We start from the raw sequence: 17,174 nt of genomic DNA, 5'->3' as shown, positions 1-17,174 counted from the left end.
GACCAGCTTAGAGGCGACACGCTCACAGGCGGCGCCAGGTCCAGGTGGTCGTGGCTTCCAGCGGCTCCAGCGGGGTGACGAGACGCGGAAGCGTGTTGAGGCCGTTCGGCGGACCGGTCTGCGGCTCCACGCACACGGCCGCCTCCTGCTCGTCGTAGACCACGACCCACTGTTCGCGGCTGGCCACCTTCAACTCCAGCTGTCCCGGCCAGGTGAGGGTGACGTCGACGCCGTCGGGCATGCCGAAGCAGTCGTCCCAGGGACCGGGCCGGGGATCGACGCGGTTGCCGGTGGGCAGGTGGTCCGCGCCGCGCTCCTCCTGCCAGGCCGGGGTGAAGTCGATCCGGGCGTCCTGGGCGTGCTCGCCGCCGAGGTTGCGGTTGAACCAGGGGTGCCAGCCGATCTGCGCCGGGAAGGAGTCGTCGTACGTCTCCACGGACATGGTCAGCGTCAGCGAGTCCGCGGTGAGCCGCACGTCGTGCGTGACGCGGCCGGGGTGCGGCCAGGGGTCGCCGAGTTCGCACGTGATCACGGCCTCGTCCGCGGAGCGGCGGGCGATGCGCCAGGCGCCGTCGCGGGCGGTGCCGTGGATGGCGTGCGGCGGGGAGTTGAGCGGCATCTGGACGATGTCGGGGCCGTCCCGGAAGCGGCCGTCCCGGATACGGCCGCACCACGGCACCATCGGGAAGCAGCCGAAGCGCTCACCCTGGCGCAGGAGTTCGAGGGGGCCGACTTGCAGTCCGGCGATCCGGCCGCCGTTGCCGGGGTGCAGGTGGAGGGTGGCGTCGCCCGCGGTCAGCGTGATGTCTTCGTTACTCACGGGACGACAGTACTGGGAAGGGGCGGCGGCGCCTCGGGGGCGGGTGGGCGGGGAACGGTCGCGCCCACGCGGCGGAGGCCGTGCGCGGACCTCAGCGGCGCTTGCGCAGCGCCCTCGTCACCACGATCGCCGAGGCCAGGGCCAGGGCGGCCGCCGGTGCGGCCCACCGCAGCGCCGAGGCCGCCGCCACCGTCTGCGGTGCGGGGACCGGCGCGTAGCGGCCGCGGGGCGGGGCGTGGTCGACCTCCTCCGCGCTGCGGCCGATCATCGTGCGGCGGGCGTGTGCCGCCTCGGCGAAGATCTCGGGCAGCGGTTCCTCGACCGGTTCGGGTGCCAGGGACGGTGGCGGCACCTCGGTCTCGAAGACCGGCTCCGGTTGGGCCGGGGACTCTGCCCACGCCTCCCCCAGGCCCTCCACGAAGCGGTTGAGCAGCCGGGTCGCCGCCGACTCCACCGCCTCCGGGGGCAGTTCGGCGACCCGCCCGTCGGCGGTGGCCGTGCCGGTCACCGTCACCCCGCAGCCCTCGCCGGTGTCCGCGAGGCGGAGCGTGAGCGCCACCTTCACCGTGCCGGGGCCGCGCGCCTCGGTGGCGTCGGCGTCGACCGCGTAGGAACCGTCCTCGTGTGCGCTGACGCGCAGGGTCCCCCGGTAGGTGATCGAGTGACTGCCGATACGGACCTTGACGCGGCCGGTGCCGGGTGCGGCGCCCGCGTCCTGCTGGAGGCCGGGGAGCGCCCGCGCGACCCGCGCGGGGTCGGCCAGCGCCTCCCTGAGCCGCGAGGCCGGGGCCGGGACGTACACCTGGTGCTCCATGCCGACTGAGCCTACCCAGGAGTCAAGCCGACGTACCCTCCACGACGCACGGCACGGGACCGCCGGGACACGAGCCCCCGACGGGAGGGCATCCGTGCGGCGCGGGACCGGGGGGCGGGTCCCCGACGGGACGGCATCCGCGCGGCACGAGGACGGCGGGGCACGGACCCCCGACGGGACGGCATCCGCGCGGCACGAGGACGGCGGGGCACGGACCCCCGACGGGACGGCATCCGCGCGGCGCGGGACCGGGGGGCTCGGGCTCCCGACGGGACGGCACCGCGCGGCGCGGGACCGGGGGGTCGGGTCCCCGACGGGACGGCATCCGCGCGGCACGAGGACGGCGGGGCACGGACCCCCGACGGGACGGCATCCGTGCGGCGCGGAACCGGGGGGCGGGTCCTCGACGGGACGCCATCCGCGCGGCGCGGAACCCGGGGGGTCGGGTCCCCGACGGGACGGCATCCGCGCGGCACGAGGACGGCGGGGCACGGACCCCCGACGGGACGGCATCCGCGCGGCGCGGGACCGGGGGCTCGGCTCCGGCTGAACGGGGTGTGGTCAGTAGCGTGGATTCACGAGGGTCGAGGCCGGTGGTGCTGTCCGTGGTGTGGGCAGCGCGTCCTCTCTCAGGTCCCGTGCCGTCAGCGTGTACAGCCGTGGGCCGTCGGCCGGCAGCCGCAGCCGCGGAGCGCGCGAAGCCTCCGCCGCCAGGACGAACCCCCAGTCGTGCGGGGCCCTGGAGGCGGCGGCCGAACGGTCGGGGCCCGCGGTGAAGCCGGGATCGCTGCCGGGCACCCGGTAGGGGGTCGTGGCCAGACCGGCCGCGCGCATGGTCGCGTCCACCGTCCAGAAGACGCGGGTGCCGGCCCGCACCGGGCCGGCGTGCACGACCAGGCGGCCGCCGGGCGCGAGCACGCGGCGGGCCAGGCCGTAGAACTCCTCGGAGTACAGCTTGGCGCTGGCCGTGATGCCGGGGTCGGGCAGGTCGGCGATCACCACGTCGTACGCGGCGTGCGACGCGATGCGGCGAAGCCGGCAGAACGCGTCGTCGGTGACCACGTGGACGCGCGGGTCGTCGTAGGAGTGGGCGTTGAGCGCGGCGAGGCCGGGATCGTGGCGGGCGAGGCGGACCAGGCCCGCGTCGGGTTCGACGACGTCGACCCGGTCCGCACCGGTGTGCCGGAGCACCTCGCGCGCGGCCATGCCGTCGCCGCCGCCGAGGATCAGCACGCGCGCGTGCGGGCCGCTCATCGCCGGCTGGACGAGGGCCTCGTGATAGCGGCGTTCGTCGCGGCCGCCGACGCGCAGCCGGCCGTCGAGGAAGAGGTCGAGGGGGCGGCCGCGGACGCCGCCGGTGAGGACTATCTCCTGGACGTCCGTCTGGACGGCGACCCGGACGTCGCCGCCGTAGACCGCCTGCCGGGCGGCCCGTTCGAAGTCCTCGACGTGCGCGGCGGCGGTGGCGAGGACGGCGAGGACGGCCACGTTGACGGCGAGCAGGATCCAGCGGGCCCGGCGGCACAGGTCCTGGCGGAACAGGCCGAGGACCAGGGCGCCGCCGGCCACGACGTTGACCGTGCCGGTGAGCAGGGTGCCCGTCAACTGGCCGAGGAAGGGCAGCAGCAGGAACGGGAAGGCCAGGCCGCCGACGAGCGCGCCGACGTAGTCCGCCGCGAACAGGTCGGCCACCGCGCCGCCCGCGTCCTGGCGGCGGATGCGCTGGATGAGTTCCATCAGCAGCGGCACCTCGGCGCCGATCAGCAGGCCGATGGCGAGGGAAAAGGCGACCAGGAGGCAGCGCGGTCCGGCCGCCCACAGGCCGCCCCAGCCGCCGGTCCAGGCGAAGACGGCGTACAGGGCGAGGGCGCTGCAGCCGCCGACCAGTGCCAGCGCGGCCTCCACCGCGGCGAATCCGGCCGCCGCGTGCCAGCGCAGCCGCTTCGCCGCCAGCGAGCCGACGCCCATGGCGAAGACCATCACGGAGAGCACCACGGAGGCCTGGGTGACCGAGTCCCCGATCAGGTACGAGGCGAGGGCGACGAGTTCGAGCTCGTACACCAGCCCGCAGGCCGCGCAGACGAAGACGCACGCCAGCACCAGGAACCGGCCCGTCCCCGGCCGCACGGGCAGCGGCGCGGGGGCGCCCCAGGGCGGCGGTGCGCCTGGCGGGGCGGGCGGGTGCGGATCGATCACTCTGCGACGTTACGTCACTCGCTCGGTACGCTTCGTCACCCACACGTGTGGAAATCGACCGCTCTTGACGGCTCGTTGGTTTACGTCAGCCCGGGACAGGTTGGGCCACCGGGACCCGTACGCCGACCCTCGTGCGGGTCGCGACCAGCTGGCCGTCCTGCGGATACGCGTGCCAGGTCCGCCAGTGCACCTGGCCCTCGTGGCGCTGGGCGAGCAGCGCGGTGAACGCGTGCGGGCTGCCCGGGAAGACCCCGGCGAGGCCGTACGGGTGCTCGGCCACCAGGGCCAGCAGCTCCTGGGCGCGGCCGGCGAAGGAGCCCGGTGACAGCACCTCGACGCGGGCCGCGAACTCGTACTCCCAGTCGCCGATGCGCTTGGCCACCCCGAGCGGCAGGGGGGTGCTGGACCCCGGGATGCAGGCCACCGTCTCCGAGCAGCCGCCGCACTCCTCCTCCAGGAGTACCTGGTGGGACGCGCCCAACAGTCTGAGCTGGAGTTTCGCCCCGGACAGCTCCAGGTCGAGGGTGGCCAGTGCGGGCAGCGGCTCGCGACCGAGGGCCCAGGCGAGGTCGGCCGCGCGGGTATCGGTGTAGGTGGTGTTCAGGGTCGTGAGCATGGATCGGCTCCGCTAACGCGCAAATGGGGAGGAGGGTGGTCCGACGCACCTCGGCGGACACCGGGAGATCGGCCCGGTCGGCCCAGCCGGGAAGGGGTGTCGTCAGGACGTCCGAGGCGCTGCTTTGGTGATTTAGAGGGAATCATGAACAGTGACGCCGCCACAGCGTTTTTACCCAACTTCGTGGGGTTTCCATCCCTCAGAGGGCTCCACAGCTCAACTGTTCAACAACGTTGTGCGCCCTGGTCCCTCTGGCGTGCGCCGGGGCGTCCGGGAAGAGCCGCCAGCTCCTCGTCCGGACGCCCCGTGCCCCCCGTTTCCCCCATGTCCCCCGTGTCCCCCGAGGTTCCCGGTCAGTTGCCCCCGCCGCAGCCGCCCCCGCCACCGCACGAGGAGCCACCACCGCAGGACGACCCGCCGCCGCAGGAGGAGTGGCCTCCGCCGCACGAGTGACCCCCGTGTCCGCCGTGGTACCCGCCTCCGGAGGACGACCCCGAGTCCCCGGCCCACCAGCTGCCGCCCGAGCTGTCGGAGGAGGAGTATCCGTTCCGTCCGGCGCCCTTGCGGGCCACGGTCCCGACGATCACCAGGCAGATGATCGCGGCCGCCGCCACGATGAAGACGATCCCCATGGCGTCACCTTCTTTCCGGTCCCGCGGAGCGACCCCCCGTGGGCGCCCCGGCCGCCGCGTGACCGCGACGTGAGCTGGAGATGCCCGGCGGCCCGGACGGCCAAAGCAGAGTTGAGGAACTCCAGAGCTTGGGCGCAGGATGGCCCGCATGACCTCCAGCGAACGTCCTCTTCTGAACCGTCGGCTCGCAGAGTTCGGGACCACGATCTTCGCCGAGATGTCCGCCCTGGCGCTGAGTACCGGGTCCATCAACCTCGGGCAGGGCTTCCCGGACACCGACGGCCCCGAGGAGGTCCGGGAGGCCGCCGTACGGGCGCTGCGCGACGGGCGCGGCAACCAGTACCCGCCGGGGCCCGGCATCCCCGAGCTGCGTACGGCGATCGCCGCGCACCAGGAGCGCCGGTACGGGCTGTCGTACGACCCTGACGCCGAGGTGCTGGTCACGGCGGGCGCCACCGAGGCGATCGCGGCCGCCCTGCTCGCCCTCGTGGAGCCGGGTGACGAGGTCGTGGCCCTGGAGCCCTACTACGACTCCTACGCGGCCTGCATCGCCATGGCCGGCGGCACCCGGGTCCCGGTCACCCTCCGCCCCGACGGCACCGCCTTCCGCCTGGACCTCGACGAACTGCGCGCGGCCGTCACCCCCCGCACCCGGCTGCTGCTGGTCAACACCCCGCACAACCCGACCGGCACGGTCCTCACCCGCGCCGAGCTGACCGCGATCGCGGAGCTGGCGGTGGAGCGCGACCTGCTGGTGGTGACGGACGAGGTCTACGAGCACCTGGTCTACGACGACGCCGAGCACATCCCCCTCGCCACCCTGCCCGGCATGCGCGGGCGCACGGTCACCATCGGGTCGGCCGGCAAGACCTTCTCCTTCACCGGCTGGAAGGTCGGCTGGGTGACCTCGACGCCGGAACTGGTCACGGCGGTCCGCTCGGCGAAGCAGTTCCTGACGTACGTCGCCTCCGGACCCTTCCAGTACGCGGTCGCGGAGGCGCTCGCCCTGCCCGACTCCTACTTCGAGGCGTTCCGCCAGGACATGCGGACCAAGCGGGACATCCTCGCGGCCGGCCTGCGGGAGGCGGGCTTCACGGTCTACGACACCGCCGGCACGTACTTCGTCACCACCGACATCCGCCCCCTCGGCGAGAGCGACGGCTTCGCCTTCTGCCGCGCCCTGCCGGAACGCGCGGGCGTCGTCGCCATCCCCAACGCCGTCTTCTACGACCACCGGGACGTGGGGGCGCCGTTCGTACGGTTCGCGTTCTGCAAGCGCGCGGACGTGCTGGAGGAGGCGGCCCACCGCCTCAAGCGGCTCGCCTGCTGAGCGCGGCCGCCCGAGGGACCGGGCGCGGCCCGGCGCGGCCTGGCGCGGCGCGGGGCGACCCGGCGCGGCCCGGCGCGGGCGGGCGTACTGGCCCGCTCCCGTTCCCGACGCCGCCGATATCACCCCCGTGTCCGTCGGTGGCCCGCGCCACGCCAGGGGGCCGGCACCTCCGGTACCCCATCGGGCGCGTATTTCTCGCGCTTCGCCGCGCTCCCCCGCAGGGTGCGAATGTGAGCCACGCCAGCACCACCGCGCGTACGACCCCCGGCACGACCACCGGGACCGCCGCTCTCGCCCCGTCCCTCGTCACCGCCGGCGGGGTGGCCGTGGGGCTGTTCGCGGCGGCCCGGCTCACCGGCATGGCCGTGGTCGCGCTGGCCGCGTGGGCGTCCGGCAGGCATCCGCTCACCCTGCTCGGGCGGTCGTGGGACTCGGTCTGGTACCTGGGCATCGCGGCCCACGGCTACGGCCGCACCCTGTACTTCCGCCCCGACGTCGTCCACGGCGACCTGGCGTTCTTCCCGCTCTACCCGGCCCTGATCCGCGTGCTGACCGCCGTCACCCCGCTGAGCGGGGCGGGCGCCGGCCTGCTGGTGTCCTGGACGGCCGCCGCGGTCGCCGCCGCGGGCATCTACGCGGTGGGCGCCCGGCTGCACGGCCGCACCGTGGCCACGGCCCTCGTCCTGCTGTGGGGCCTGCTCCCGCACTCCGTCGTGCTGTCCATGGCGTACACGGAACCGGTCCTGACCGCGTTCGCCGCCTGGTCCCTGTACGCGGTCCTGGCCGGAAACTGGCTGTGGGCGGGCACCCTGGCCGCCCTGGCGGGCCTGTCCCGGCCGAACGGCTTCGCGGTCGCGGCGGCCGTACTGGCCGCAGCCGTGTGCGAGGCGCGCCGCTCGCGCGGCCGGGCCGCCCACAGGCTGTGGACGGGCGCGGCGCTCGCACCGCTCGGCTGGCTCGGATACGTGCTGTGGGTGGGCCGCCGCACCGGCGATCCGCTGGGCGGCTACTTCGGCGTGCAGCGCCTGTGGGGGTCGCGCTTCGACTTCGGCCGGGGCTCGCTCCGCTTCGTCCGCGGCATGCTGCTGCGCGGCGACCGTTTCGTCTTCCCGATGGCCCTGGTGATCGTGGCGGCGGCGGTGGTCCTGTTCGCGCTGCTGCTCCTGGACCGGGCGCCGCTCCCGCTCCTCGTCTACAGCGCCGTACTCCTGCTGATCACCCTCGGCGGCTCGGGCTTCTTCGAGTCCAAGCCCCGTTTCCTGCTGCCGGCCTTCCCGCTCCTCCTCCCGCTGGCCTGCGCGCTGGTCCGTACGGCGAGAGCCCGGCCCTGGCACGCGTCCGTGGTGGTCGCGGCCCTGGCCGGGCTCTCGTTCGGCTACGGCGCGTACCTGGTCGTCGTCGCCGGTACGCCCCTGTAGGGGTTCCTACTCCTCGTCGCCCCCGGGCTCGTCGGTCCCGTCGACGGCCTCCTCCAGGCCGAGCTGCTCGACGAGCCACTTGTCGAACTCGATCGCGGCGCGCACCCAGCTGACCGTGGACGACACGAAGTGGTTGATGTCGACGCCCATGCCGATCAGCATCTGCGCCTCACCGATGAGACGGACGGTGCCGTCGTCATGGGTGTGCGTGTAGACCTTGGGCCACAGGGTCCGACGGTTCCAGTCGTCGATGGCCTCGAGGAGCTGCGGCTTCTCGTCGATCTTGTGGGAGCGGTCGTAGAACGTCCGCACCGAGAAGACCGACTGCTCGTCCTCGCCGCGGAACATGAAGTAGGTGCGGAACTGCTCCCACGGCGCCGCGAGGTCACCCTCGTCGTCGACGACGTACTTCAGCTCCATCTGGTCGAGGAGCTGCTTCACAAGGTCCTGATCCGGGACGACGGGGCCCGCCGGTCCTTGGGGCTGCGGCTCGGGCTGGCCCCCGAAGTTCGGAATCGAGGACGGGTCGATGGTCACCGTGATTTTCCCTTCATACGGATCCCGCCATCCTCCACCATCCGGGGAGGGGGTAGGCAACCCCCGCCCCGGCGGGTTCATCTCCCGTTGGCGCAATTCCGCTCAGAGCGTTTTCCCGGTGTCCTGACCGGTACTTTCGACGGCTTCCGCGGCCGGGCCGGCGGCCGGGTCCTCCGGCGTCACCGGGCCCACGATCAGGCCCTCGCCGAAGGCGTCGACCCGGATCGTGTCGCCGTCCTTGACCTCTCCGGAGAGGATCTCCTTGGCGAGGCGGTCGCCGATGGCGGTCTGGACCAGACGGCGCAGCGGACGGGCGCCGTACGCGGGGTCGTTGCCCTCCTCCGCGAGCCAGGCCAGGGCCTCCGGGGTGATCTCCAGGGCGAGGCGCCGGTCGGCGAGCCGCCTGGCCAGCCGGTCGATCTGGAGCCGGGCGATCCGGGCCAGCTCGTCCTTGGCCAGGGCGGAGAAGACGACCAGGTCGTCCAGCCGGTTGATGAACTCCGGCTTGAAGGATTGCCGGACGACCTCCAGGACCTGCCGCTTCTTCTCCTCCTCGCCGAGCACCGGGTCCACCAGGTACTGGCTGCCCAGGTTCGACGTCAGCACCAGGATGGTGTTGCGGAAGTCGACCGTGCGGCCCTGGCCGTCGGTGAGCCGGCCGTCGTCCAGCACCTGGAGGAGGATGTCGAAGACCTCGGGGTGGGCCTTCTCCACCTCGTCCAGGAGGACCACGGTGTAGGGGCGGCGGCGGACCGCCTCGGTCAGCTGACCGCCCTCCTCGTAGCCGACGTACCCGGGCGGGGCGCCGACCAGCCGGGCCACGCTGTGCTTCTCGCTGTACTCCGACATGTCGATCCGGACCATCGCCCGCTCGTCGTCGAAGAGGAAGTCCGCGAGCGCCTTGGCGAGTTCCGTCTTGCCGACACCGGTCGGGCCGAGGAAGAGGAACGAGCCGGTGGGACGGTCCGGGTCGGCGATGCCGGCGCGGGAGCGCCGTACCGCGTCCGACACCGCGCGCACGGCCTCGGTCTGGCCGATCAGGCGGCGGCCCAGCTCGTCCTCCATGCGGAGCAGCTTCTGGGTCTCGCCCTCCATGAGGCGCCCGGCGGGGATGCCGGTCCAGGCGGCCACCACGTCCGCGATGTCGTCCGAGCCGACCTCGTCCTTGACCATGGTGTCCCGGGCGGTCTCCACCTCGGCCTCGGACGCGGCCTCCAACTCCTTCTCCAGTTGCGGGATCTCCCCGTACAGCAGCTTGGAGGCGGTGTCGAAGTCGCCGTCGCGCTGGGCGCGTTCGGCGGTGCCGCGCAGTTCGTCGAGCTTCTCCTTCAGCTCGCCGACCCGGTTCAGGGACTGCTTCTCGCGCTCCCAGCGGGCGTTGAGGCCGCGCAGGTCCTCCTCCTTGTCGGCGAGGTCGCGGCGCAGCTTGTCCAGGCGCTCCCGGGAGGCCGGGTCGGTCTCCTTCTCCAGCGCCAGCTCCTCCATCTTCAACCGGTCGACCACGCGCTGGAGTTCGTCTATCTCGACGGGCGAGGAGTCGATCTCCATGCGGAGCCGCGAGGCGGCCTCGTCGACCAGGTCGATGGCCTTGTCCGGGAGGAAGCGGGAGGTGATGTAGCGGTCGGAGAGGGTCGCGGCGGCCACCAGCGCGCTGTCCGCGATCTGCACCTTGTGGTGGGCCTCGTAACGGCCCTTGAGGCCACGGAGGATGGCGATGGTGTCCTCGACGCTCGGCTCCGCCACCAGCACTTGCTGGAAGCGGCGCTCCAGCGCCGGGTCCTTCTCGATGCGCTCGCGGTACTCGTCGAGGGTGGTGGCACCGACCATGCGCAGCTCGCCGCGGGCCAGCATCGGCTTCAGCATGTTGCCGGCGTCCATCGCGGAGTCGCCGCCGGCGCCCGCGCCGACGACCGTGTGCAGCTCGTCGATGAAGGTGATGACCTGACCGTCGGAGTCCTTGATCTCGGCGAGGACGGTCTTCAGCCGCTCCTCGAACTCACCCCGGTACTTCGCGCCCGCGACCATCGCGCCGAGATCCAGCGAGACCAGCCGCTTGTCCTTCAGCGACTCGGGCACGTCGCCCTTGACGATCCGCTGGGCCAGCCCCTCGACCACGGCGGTCTTGCCGACACCCGGCTCACCGATGAGCACGGGGTTGTTCTTGGTGCGGCGGGACAGCACCTGCACGACCCGCCGGATCTCCTGGTCGCGCCCGATGACGGGGTCGAGCTTCCCGTCCCGCGCGGCGGCCGTGAAGTCGGTGCCGAACTTCTCCAGCGCCTTGTACTGGCCCTCGGGGTCGGCGGTGGTCACCCGGCGCCCGCCGCGCGCCTTCTGGAAGGCCTCCACCAGCTTCTTCGCGGTGGCACCCTGCCGGTCGAGCACCTCGCCGGCCGCGCCGCCCTTCGCTGCGATGCCGATGAGCAGGTGCTCGGTGGAGAGGAAGTCGTCGCCGAGGTCGCGGGCCCGCTCGTCCGCGTCGGCGAGGACGGCGAGCAGCTCGCGGTTGGGCTGCGGGGGTGCGACGGTGGAACCGGTCACGCTGGGCAGCGCGGCCAGCACCCGCTCGGCGCCCTGTCGTACGACGGTCCGGTCGGCGTCGACGGCGGCGAGCAGGTCGGTGATGTTCTCGTTCTCCTGCCCGGCCAGCAGAGCCAGCAGCAGGTGGGCGGGGGTGAGGTCGGCGTGCCCCATGGTCACGGCCCGGCTGCTGGCCGCGTTGATCGCGTCCCGGCTCCTGTTGGTCAGCTCGGCGTCCACGTTCGCTTTCTCCTCCTCGGCATCGTTCGGCTGACTCAGCCAACGTACACAAAGTTGAGTCTATTCCACTCAAGGTGAAGACGGGAGCCCTTCCGGAAACGGATTGGGAAGCACCGCGAACCCGACGCACCAAAGGGTGCCCGGTGGGGGTGGGGGCGCCCCCGCCGGGGCCACGGAGTGGACGGGCGGGGACGGGCGGGGAGTGGACGGGCGGGGGCCCGGGGCGCGCCGGGGGTGGGGTCCGGGCGGCGACTCGGGGCGGGCGCCCCGTTCCGTCGGCGTGCCGACAGCAGGTTTCGGCCACCGTGAAGCATGGCCGAAACCGGCCGATAGGCAGAAATGTCCCCAGAAAACTGCAGCGGCGTCACCGTGTTCAGGTCACGGTGACGCCGCTGCGGGGGGAAGTACCTGAGCGATCTTTTACGACGGGGGAATCGCGTCAGGCACTGCGGGGGGTGGCCGAGATGGTCCTCACGTCCGGGATGCCCGGCTCAGCCAGCCGATGGTCTCTCTGGTCCAGGTTCACAAAGATCATTCCGTACCGGACGGCGCACCGCACGGGCTGCGGCGCCCCTCGGGGCTTGCGCAGGCACCGGTAGGCCCGGACGTCCTCTTCCTCGTCACGCGTCACCACCACCGGCTCACCGAAAACGGTCACCATCAGCGAGTCACCACTGTGGGGGATGGCGGTGACCAGGTCGATGAAGTGCCAACCGGAGCGATAGGCCGTGGCCATTTCGCGCCGGAAGGACCGATCGTCGGGTGGGGTGGTCATCTCAACTCCCGGAACCGTCTGCCGTTTCCACAGCCACGGTGGACACGGCCACCGCCGGCCACTTCGTATCCGCCCGGACATCGTTCTTCACGCCCGACTGGCCGCTCAGCACCAAGAGCGCCACGACCGTGGACGTGAAGGCGACAAGCGCCGGGCGAAGCACTCTCTTACTCATGGTCCGCTTCGTCCTCACTTGCAATCCCCTCATTCCCCCGACGGATACGACGATGGCTCATACAGGCACGTCATGGCCACACGATCGGTGCATCATGTTCCTGCACGTTCAGGACCCTGGGGGGTGGAGATTTAGTGACGAATCGGGCCAAGGTGTCACATCCTCATGCGGTGACCGAAATGTGCGACGAAGGCAGTCGGCTCTACGCAAGCGCTCTGCGGGCCGGGCGTATCGCCCGTCCGGAGGTCGCGGCCGCCCCCTGCCTCATGGAATTCGCCCTCCTGCAGCCGGATCCGGACGACCCGGGCTGGCTGCGCCCGGTGCCCCCGGCCCTGGTCCTCGCCCAGCGGCTCAACCCCATAGAACGCGAGATCGCCGAGCGCAGACGCCGGTCGCTCGAGCTCTCCGACCTCTTCGAACCCTTCATGGCGCTCAGCAACCGCTCGGGGGCCGCGACGGACTCCATCGCGGTGCTGGAAGGCAGCGACCGGATCAACGACGCACTCAACATGGCCACCTCACAGTGCCGCAATGAGGTGGTCACGGTCCAGCCGAGCAACCAGTTCACGGAGCGCACCATCCTGCAGGGCCTCGACCGGGACAAGGCCCTCGTGGACCGCGGGGTGCGGATCAGGACGCTGTACCAGCACACGGTCCGCTACAACCTGACCCAGCTCGCGTACGTCGCGCAGCTCGCGAACGGGTCGGTGGAGTACCGCACCATCGACGAACTCGTGGAACGCCTGATCATCTGCGACGAGACCGTCGCCTTCATTCCCGCCCGTGACGATCAGAAGGTGGCGCTGGAGCTGCGCAACCCCGCGCTCGTCGGGTACCTGCTCAAGGTGTTCGAGTTCATCTGGAGCCGCGCGGTCCCGCTGAACGCGGGCACCCCCTACGAAACCGCCGCCGACGGCATCACCGACATCCAGCACTCGATCGCGAAGCTGCTCGTCGAGGGGCATGTCGACGAAGCCATCGCGCGCCGGCTCGGCATGAACGTGCGCACCTGCCGAGCCCACATCGCCAAGCTGGCCCAGGCACTCGGCAGTGGCAGCCGGGCCCAACTGGGCTACCTCATCGCCCAGTCCGGCATCCTGGAACAGAAGCTTCCCGAGGAGGGCGGCAACCGTTGACCCTGCCAGTCCCGCACACCGAGCACGGCATCGAAGACCTGTGCGTGACCGGGACGAAGCTGTACGAGCGCGCGCTGCGGGAAGGACGGATACCCGCTCCCGACGCCGCGGACGCGCCCTGCCTCGTCGACCATGGCCTCCTCCACCCCGCCCTCGACGACCCCGGCGCACTCGAGCCCGTGGCACCCGCCACCGCCCTCAACCGGCTCCTGCGCGGCGCCCGCACCCGTATCGCCGCGGAATGGCGACGCGAGGAGCGGCTGGTGGACCTGTTCGAACCGCTGACGCACCTCCACGGCCCCGCCGGCGCGACGCCGGACTCCCCCGCCCTCCGCCTGCTCAGCGGCACCCGACGCATCAACGACGCCATCACCGAGGCCATGCCGCAGGCTCAGCGGGAGGTCCTGTGCGTCCAGCCGCACTCCGGTCTGGTCGGTGAGCGCGGCATCGCCGCCTACCCCGTCGCCCACGAGCGCGACATGGCCTTCCTGGACCGTGGCGGCCGTATCCGCACGCTCTACCAGAACACCGTCCGCCACCTGCCGAACTTTCAGGCCTACGTCGAACAGGTCAGGGGCGACAGTGTGGCCCGAGGGCTCGACGAGGTGCCCGACCGTCTCGTCGTCATCGACCGGACGGTCGCCTTCCTCCCCGCCAACGACGACGGCACCCTCGCCCTGGAGGTCCGCCAGCCGGCGCTGATCAGCTACATCGCGACCAACTTCGACCGTCTCTGGCACCTGGCCACGCCGATCTTCCCGAAACCCGGGCACCGCCCCACCGTCAACGGCGTCACCCCCCGCCAGCAGGCCATCGCCGCCCTGCTCGTCGAGGGCCACACCGACGCCGCCGTCGCCGAACGCCTCGGCATGAACATCCGCACCGCCCGCGTCCACATCGCGAAGCTCGCCACCACCCTCGGCAGCGACAGCCGGGCCCAACTCGGCTACCTCATCGGACGCTCGGGGATCCTTGATCGGGAAGACTGACCTCGGCCGGCGGCCCGTTCGCCTCGCCCGGCGGCCGGTCCAGCCCCACCTGCGCTATCCGCACACCCAGTTGGGTACGGCTGGCCGCGCCCAGCGTCTCCGAGAGCCGGGCGATGTGGGCGCGGCAGGTACGGACGCTGATGCCCAGGCGTTCGGCGATCACCGCGTCCTGGTGGCCTTCGGCCAGCAGCGCCGCGATGGACTGCTCGCGGTGCGAGATGCCCTCGATGCCGGTGTCGGGAAGCGGGGCGGTGAGGGGGATCGCGAGGCGCCACAGGCGCTCGAAGACGGTGACGAAGTACTCGACCAGGGCGGGGTGGCGCAGTTCCAGGGCCATCGTGCGGTCGGCGTTAGCGGGGATGAAGGCGACGGTGCGGTCGAAGAGGATGAGGCGGTCGATGACCTCGTCCAGGGTCTTGGCCTCCACCGCGTCGCCCATCAGCTCCAGGTAGTTGAGCAGGCCCTGGCCGTGCCGGGCGACATGGGTGTACAGGTCCCGCATGCGTACCCCGCGGCCGCGCAGGGCGACCGCCCGGTGCAGTCCCTCGGTCAGCTCCGACTCACGGCGGATGCCGCCCGGCTGGACGGTCAGCACCTCGCTGGTGCACGCCTCCGTCGCCTCGTCCATCGCCGCCTGGATCCGCGACAGCCCGTCCAGCACCCGGATGGCCGCCGTGCCCTCGGCGGAGGCCGAGGCGTCCTGCAGCTGCCGTCCCAGACCGGCGTACCACTCGAAGGCGGCGACCGCCGAACCCACCCGCCGCTGACTGTCGGTGACCTCGTCGTGAACCCCGCGCAGGAGCCGGGTCATGACCTCCTGCGGGGAGGTCGGCACCAGCCAGTCCATGTCGTCGGGGTCCGGGTGCAGCAGCGCCAGCTCAAGCAGACAGGGCACCGCGTCGGCGTCCGTGCGCGGTACCCGGCCCCGGCGCACGGCCCGGGAGTACACGCGGTCCCCGGCGGCGCACAGTCGGTCGGCACCGTGTGGATGCTTGTCCGTCCCGTGCCCGGCCATCGCCCATTCCACCCCCGGTTTGCTGCCTCTTCCGCAGCGCAACTATGAGCGGTCCGGACCGGGTCCGCAACACGGCTCCCCTCGCACGGGGCGCGAGAATGCCCGCATGCGCCCGGTATCTCCCGGCCTCCGCAGGCCGCACTGCAACAAGATGACGGTGGTGGCGGCAGGTCCACGGGGGCATCGTTGGCACCGCTTCCCACGGGTGTTCGCCGGACACCCGAAGGGGCCCCGGTCCGGCCTCCCCCGATCGGTTCCGGGGCCCCCGCAACGCGCCCACGGGGGAGATGCGTTGCGTGGAGGGCCGCCCGCGGGCACGTGCCGCGGCAGACCCCGCGGATCGCCGAGATCGGCCGGCGAACACCGCGTCACGTGCCCGCCCGGGCGGCCCCGAACGCGCCCCGGCATCACTGAACTCCGGGGGCGTCGCGGGCGTCGGCCGACGCATCACGCTCGCGGGCGCTTCCGGAAACGGCGTCGCGTGCGACGGACCGTCCGTACGGAAGTCCCGGATCCGGTCCGCCGTCACCCGGGCGCGACCCACCGGAACTTCCCGGCACAGGGCCCCGTCGAACCGCGCCGAGCCGCCATGGGCCCGCGGACGGTCCGGTCGAGGTCTTCCCCGGACAGGACCGTCGGCGGAGGACACGGGGCCGAGTTCTCAGCCGGCCGCCCCGCCCGCCCGGCGGCGGACAGCCGGCGCGGGCGGCGGACAGCCGGGACGGGCGGCGAACTGCGCCTGACGCCTACTTGAGGCCGGCCGCCGTGCAGGCCGCCTGGTAGTCGGCGGTGCAGATCTGGGAGATCTTGTAGATGCCGTCCGCGACGACGGTGTCCTTGATCTTGCTCTTCGTGACGGCGCTCACCTGCACCAGCTGGGACGGGATGTTCTTGTTGGTCGGGCTGTCGACCTGGTCCTGGGTGAGCGCGTCGAACTGGATGTCCTTGCCCTGCACCCGGTAGACGGCCATCTGCGCGGCGGCCTCGGCCTCGGCCGGGTAGGGCTTGTAGACGGTCATGTACTGCTGGCCCACGAGGATCCGCTGGATGGCGTCGAGGTCGGCGTCCTGGCCGGTGACCGGCGGCAGGTCGGTGATGCCGGCCGCCTTGAGGGACTTGATGATCTCCCCCGCCATCGCGTCGTTGGCGGAGTAGACACCGGCGATGTTGCCCTTGCCGAGCTTGTCGATCGCCTCGGTGGTCTCCTTGCCGGCGGTCTTCGGGTCCCAGTCCTTGGTGTCGAACGAGACGTCGGAAGGAGTGTCCACCTTGCCGCTCAGCTCGGACATGGCGCCCGTCTTGAACTGCTTGGCGTTCGGGTCCGTCGGCGAGCCGTTGATCATGATGACCTTGTCGGAGGTGTCGACGTTCGGCCCCATGCCCTCCAGCAGCGTACGGGCCTGCACCTCGCCCACCAGCTCGTTGTCGAAGGAGACGTAGGAGTCGATCGGGCCCTCGGCGAGTCGGTCGTAGGCGATGACCGGGATGCCGGCGCTCTTCGCCTTCTTCACCGTGCCCGCGATGGCGTGCGAGTCGACCGAGTCCAGGATGATGACGTCGACCTTGTCGTCGATCATCTTCTGCATCTGCTCGGCCTGCGTGGACGCGACCGAGGCGGCGTTCTGGTAGTCGACCCGCGCCTGCTTGTTGGTCAGCTCGGCGATCTTGGCCGTCATGATCGGGACGTCGAAGTTCTTGTACCGGGTGTTGATCTTGTCCGGCATCAGCACACCCACGGTGATGTCGTTGCCCTTGGTGGGGCTCGCGGTGGTCGACGATCCCGTCGCGTTGAGCACGCCGCAACCGGCGAGCGGGAGGGTCATCGTGGACGCGGCCACAAACATGGCTATACGACGCATACGGGGGCTCACTTCAGGTGCGTTCCGGACATGGGGCTGCTGCGACCCAGATGTCTGAAAAGACAACGCGCAGGCCGCACCCGGCGTCAAGCGGAACCACTT

General features: G+C 71.9%; 14 protein-coding genes. 4 read left to right on the top strand and 10 right to left on the bottom strand.

Going from position 1 to position 17,174, the window contains the following annotated elements; genetic code table 11:
* Window positions 1-22: 22 nt before the first annotated feature.
* The 5 genes from ACFY3I_RS36995 to ACFY3I_RS36975 all read right to left on the bottom strand — a co-directional run bounded on the left by ACFY3I_RS36995 (window position 23) and on the right by ACFY3I_RS36975 (window position 5,078).
* Complete coding sequence (locus tag ACFY3I_RS36995; RefSeq protein WP_390865386.1) at window positions 23-820, bottom strand: aldose 1-epimerase; 798 nt, start codon at window positions 818-820, stop codon at window positions 23-25.
* 91 nt (window positions 821-911) lie between these two features.
* Window positions 912-1,634 (bottom strand): SRPBCC family protein, encoded by a 723-nt coding sequence (locus tag ACFY3I_RS36990; RefSeq protein WP_390865385.1) that lies wholly within the window; start codon window positions 1,632-1,634, stop codon window positions 912-914.
* Window positions 1,635-2,195: 561 nt separating this feature from the next.
* Window positions 2,196-3,830 carry a polyamine aminopropyltransferase gene (locus ACFY3I_RS36985; RefSeq protein ID WP_390865384.1) on the bottom strand — a complete coding sequence of 545 codons (1,635 nt, stop codon included), beginning with the start codon at window positions 3,828-3,830 and terminating at the stop codon, window positions 2,196-2,198.
* 85 nt (window positions 3,831-3,915) lie between these two features.
* A complete protein-coding gene (locus ACFY3I_RS36980) occupies window positions 3,916-4,446 on the bottom strand; it encodes a DUF2617 family protein (protein ID WP_365286737.1) in 531 nt (176 codons plus the stop codon).
* Window positions 4,447-4,799: 353 nt separating this feature from the next.
* The gene (locus tag ACFY3I_RS36975; RefSeq protein WP_390865383.1) at window positions 4,800-5,078 is read right to left on the bottom strand and encodes a hypothetical protein; all 279 of its coding nucleotides are present in this window, start codon (window positions 5,076-5,078) and stop codon (window positions 4,800-4,802) included.
* Between the two features lie 139 nt (window positions 5,079-5,217).
* Here ACFY3I_RS36975 and ACFY3I_RS36970 point away from each other — a divergent pair, with 139 nt between their 5' ends.
* Both ACFY3I_RS36970 and ACFY3I_RS36965 read left to right on the top strand, forming a co-directional pair.
* A complete protein-coding gene (locus ACFY3I_RS36970) occupies window positions 5,218-6,408 on the top strand; it encodes a pyridoxal phosphate-dependent aminotransferase (RefSeq protein WP_390865382.1) in 1,191 nt (396 codons plus the stop codon).
* A 230-nt stretch (window positions 6,409-6,638) separates the two neighbouring features.
* Window positions 6,639-7,826 carry a mannosyltransferase family protein gene (locus ACFY3I_RS36965; RefSeq protein WP_390865381.1) on the top strand — a complete coding sequence of 396 codons (1,188 nt, stop codon included), beginning with the start codon at window positions 6,639-6,641 and terminating at the stop codon, window positions 7,824-7,826.
* Between the two features lie 6 nt (window positions 7,827-7,832).
* Here the strand turns inward: ACFY3I_RS36965 and ACFY3I_RS36960 are convergent, their stop codons facing one another.
* The 3 genes from ACFY3I_RS36960 to ACFY3I_RS36950 all read right to left on the bottom strand — a co-directional run bounded on the left by ACFY3I_RS36960 (window position 7,833) and on the right by ACFY3I_RS36950 (window position 11,898).
* Window positions 7,833-8,363 carry a YbjN domain-containing protein gene (locus tag ACFY3I_RS36960; RefSeq protein WP_365286743.1) on the bottom strand — a complete coding sequence of 177 codons (531 nt, stop codon included), beginning with the start codon at window positions 8,361-8,363 and terminating at the stop codon, window positions 7,833-7,835.
* Between the two features lie 102 nt (window positions 8,364-8,465).
* The gene (gene clpB / locus ACFY3I_RS36955) at window positions 8,466-11,123 is read right to left on the bottom strand and encodes an ATP-dependent chaperone ClpB (protein WP_390865380.1); all 2,658 of its coding nucleotides are present in this window, start codon (window positions 11,121-11,123) and stop codon (window positions 8,466-8,468) included.
* A gap of 439 nt (window positions 11,124-11,562) precedes the next feature.
* On the bottom strand, window positions 11,563-11,898 hold the full coding sequence (locus ACFY3I_RS36950) for a hypothetical protein (protein ID WP_390865379.1): 336 nt from the start codon (window positions 11,896-11,898) through the stop codon (window positions 11,563-11,565).
* Between the two features lie 354 nt (window positions 11,899-12,252).
* Between ACFY3I_RS36950 and ACFY3I_RS36945 the strand changes: the two genes are divergently transcribed.
* Window positions 12,253-13,209: a helix-turn-helix transcriptional regulator gene (locus ACFY3I_RS36945; RefSeq protein ID WP_390865443.1), complete on the top strand. Its 957-nt coding sequence runs from the start codon at window positions 12,253-12,255 to the stop codon at window positions 13,207-13,209.
* A gap of 2 nt (window positions 13,210-13,211) precedes the next feature.
* Complete coding sequence (locus ACFY3I_RS36940; protein ID WP_390865442.1) at window positions 13,212-14,198, top strand: helix-turn-helix transcriptional regulator; 987 nt, start codon at window positions 13,212-13,214, stop codon at window positions 14,196-14,198.
* Here ACFY3I_RS36940 and ACFY3I_RS36935 read toward each other — a convergent pair.
* Window positions 14,161-15,213: a LuxR C-terminal-related transcriptional regulator gene (locus tag ACFY3I_RS36935; protein ID WP_390865378.1), complete on the bottom strand. Its 1,053-nt coding sequence runs from the start codon at window positions 15,211-15,213 to the stop codon at window positions 14,161-14,163. The genes ACFY3I_RS36940 and ACFY3I_RS36935 overlap by 38 nt on opposite strands.
* A 746-nt stretch (window positions 15,214-15,959) precedes the next feature.
* Window positions 15,960-17,072 (bottom strand): sugar ABC transporter substrate-binding protein, encoded by a 1,113-nt coding sequence (locus ACFY3I_RS36930; RefSeq protein WP_390865377.1) that lies wholly within the window; start codon window positions 17,070-17,072, stop codon window positions 15,960-15,962.
* Between the last annotated feature and the right edge of the window lie 102 nt (window positions 17,073-17,174).

Source organism: Streptomyces sp. NPDC001068 (assembly GCF_042897315.1).
GTDB lineage: Bacteria > Actinomycetota > Actinomycetes > Streptomycetales > Streptomycetaceae > Streptomyces.
Note: the sequence above shows the minus strand (reverse complement) of the source record. Positions and strands in the feature narration are given on the sequence as shown.